Here is a 1,942-nt window from a genome sequence, read left to right as displayed (position 1 = left end):
AAGCTATGCATATGGTAAAAAAAGGGCAACTTGTTTTACTGGACAAGTCTGTCCAAAATCAAGTGAAGTTCATCCATCAACTATTTGGAATTGCTGCTTAAGACTAGATTCCACTAGGAAACTTTTCGCCTCTTTATATCTTTCCTAAGTATTTGCACCAGAACCCTCTATATACTGTGTCACTTTAGGAGATAATTTGCACTAATTTTAAGTGTTCTTTTGCGTCCTGAGTATACATAATAAAGTTAGCTGTGTAGATTTCGTAATTACTGGAGTAAAGGTTATGAAGTTAAGATGTTCATAAATTAAAGATTTTGGTAAATTCGGAAATCAGATAAATGTGAAATGAACAAAATTTAAGCCTTATAAATTGCTTAAATACGTTATCAAAACTATTGTCAAAATCAAATTAACTTTAACCTCCCTTTATGATAAGATTATCATGTAAAGGTTAGGTGATTTTATGAATTCATACATTTATGGTTATGCACGAGTAAGTACCCAACAACAAGATTTGATTCGTCAGCTAGACATGCTTCAAAATTATAACTGCACTGAAATTTTAACTGAAAAAATAACAGGTACGAAAAGTGATCGTCCAGAGCTTACTCGATTAAAAGATAAAATTAGACCTGGTGATACATTAGTTGTAGAAAGCTTTTCTAGATTAGGAAGAAGCACCAAAGATTTAATTGAACTTGTTGATTTTTTTGAGAATAAAGGAGTTAAGCTAATTAGTATCAAAGAACAATTTGATACTAATACACCGCAAGGCAAATTGATGTTAACAGTATTTCAGGCATTCAGCCAGTTTGAAAGAGACTTGATTGCTCAACGAACACAAGAAGGTCTTGTAAGTGCAAGAGCAAGAGGAAGGGTTGGTGGTCGTCCTCGTATTAAAGATATCTATATTCAGAAGGCATTAAATTTATATAAGTCAGAGCAATATAGTATTCGAGAAATTATAGATATGACTGGCATTAGCCAAGCAACACTGTACCGATACATACGAGAACACAAGCAAGTACAAAAGAATGAGGAAACAGAAGAAAAAACAGCAACTATTCGTATGTTGTTACGTGTAGAAAATAATAATAAATTTGTACGTGGGAAGGGGAAAGTTAGAAAGAATATCGAATCCTTTCTCATATCACAATACAATATGGAACAACGCTTAGGGGAGTACATATTCTATGTTCCTTACACCACAATTTCAGATTTAGAAAAAAAGGTAGATAGCATAATTCATGAAATTGATTTTGAAGCGGATTTACAAAACTGTTTTACTGAGTTAGATGTGTACTGTGATGAATTGGAACTACAATGGTAAGCATTTGCGTATATAACAAGTTATCTTATAAAATAAGAAGAAGAAAAGAAAGACAGGGAGAGGAAACCCATGTCCACAAAATTAGTAAATTTACGAATTGATTTTGCTTTTAAACAGTTATTCGGAACGAAAGGGAACGAAGAGATCTTAACTGGTTTCTTGAATGCTATTTTAGAGGAATCTTTAGAGGCACCCGTTGCATCTCTACAATTGGAAGACCCACATCTTCATAAGGCTTATGAAGATGATAAGTTATCCATTTTAGATTTATTAGCAACATTAGACAACGGAACGCAAGTGAATATAGAGATACAGCTTCGCAATACACATGATATGGTAAAGCGATCTTTATATTACTGGAGTAAACTCTATACATCCCAAATGCAAGAAGGGATGCCGTATCGTTCACTTCGGAAAACAATTACCATTAACTTATTAGATTTTATATTATTCTCCCAGGATGATTCATTTCACACCATAGGACAATTATGGAATCCCCAAAAGCAACAGATACTAAGTGATGATATTGAAATTCATTTTGTTGAAATTCCAAAATTGGTCAAACAATGGCGTGAAGAAAAAGTAAATCCATGGGAAAATGCATTTGTTCGT

General features: G+C 33.1%; 2 protein-coding genes and 1 pseudogene. All 3 read left to right on the top strand.

All coding sequences use genetic code 11. From position 1 onward, the window contains the following. Positions 1–101 (top strand): annotated as a pseudogene (locus tag BPMYX0001_RS32475) (IS6 family transposase); the annotation flags it as partial. Between the two features lie 362 nt (positions 102–463). Further along, positions 464–1,330 carry a recombinase family protein gene (locus BPMYX0001_RS31660; protein WP_077295828.1) on the top strand — a complete coding sequence of 289 codons (867 nt, stop codon included), beginning with the start codon at positions 464–466 and terminating at the stop codon, positions 1,328–1,330. A gap of 69 nt (positions 1,331–1,399) precedes the next feature. After that, on the top strand, positions 1,400–1,942 hold a 543-nt coding region (locus tag BPMYX0001_RS26500; RefSeq protein WP_033799437.1), incomplete at its 3' end, for an Rpn family recombination-promoting nuclease/putative transposase.

The sequence above is a fragment of the Bacillus pseudomycoides DSM 12442 genome (assembly GCF_000161455.1).
Lineage (GTDB): Bacteria > Bacillota > Bacilli > Bacillales > Bacillaceae_G > Bacillus_A > Bacillus_A pseudomycoides.
This window is presented reverse-complemented; position numbering and strand designations above follow the sequence as displayed.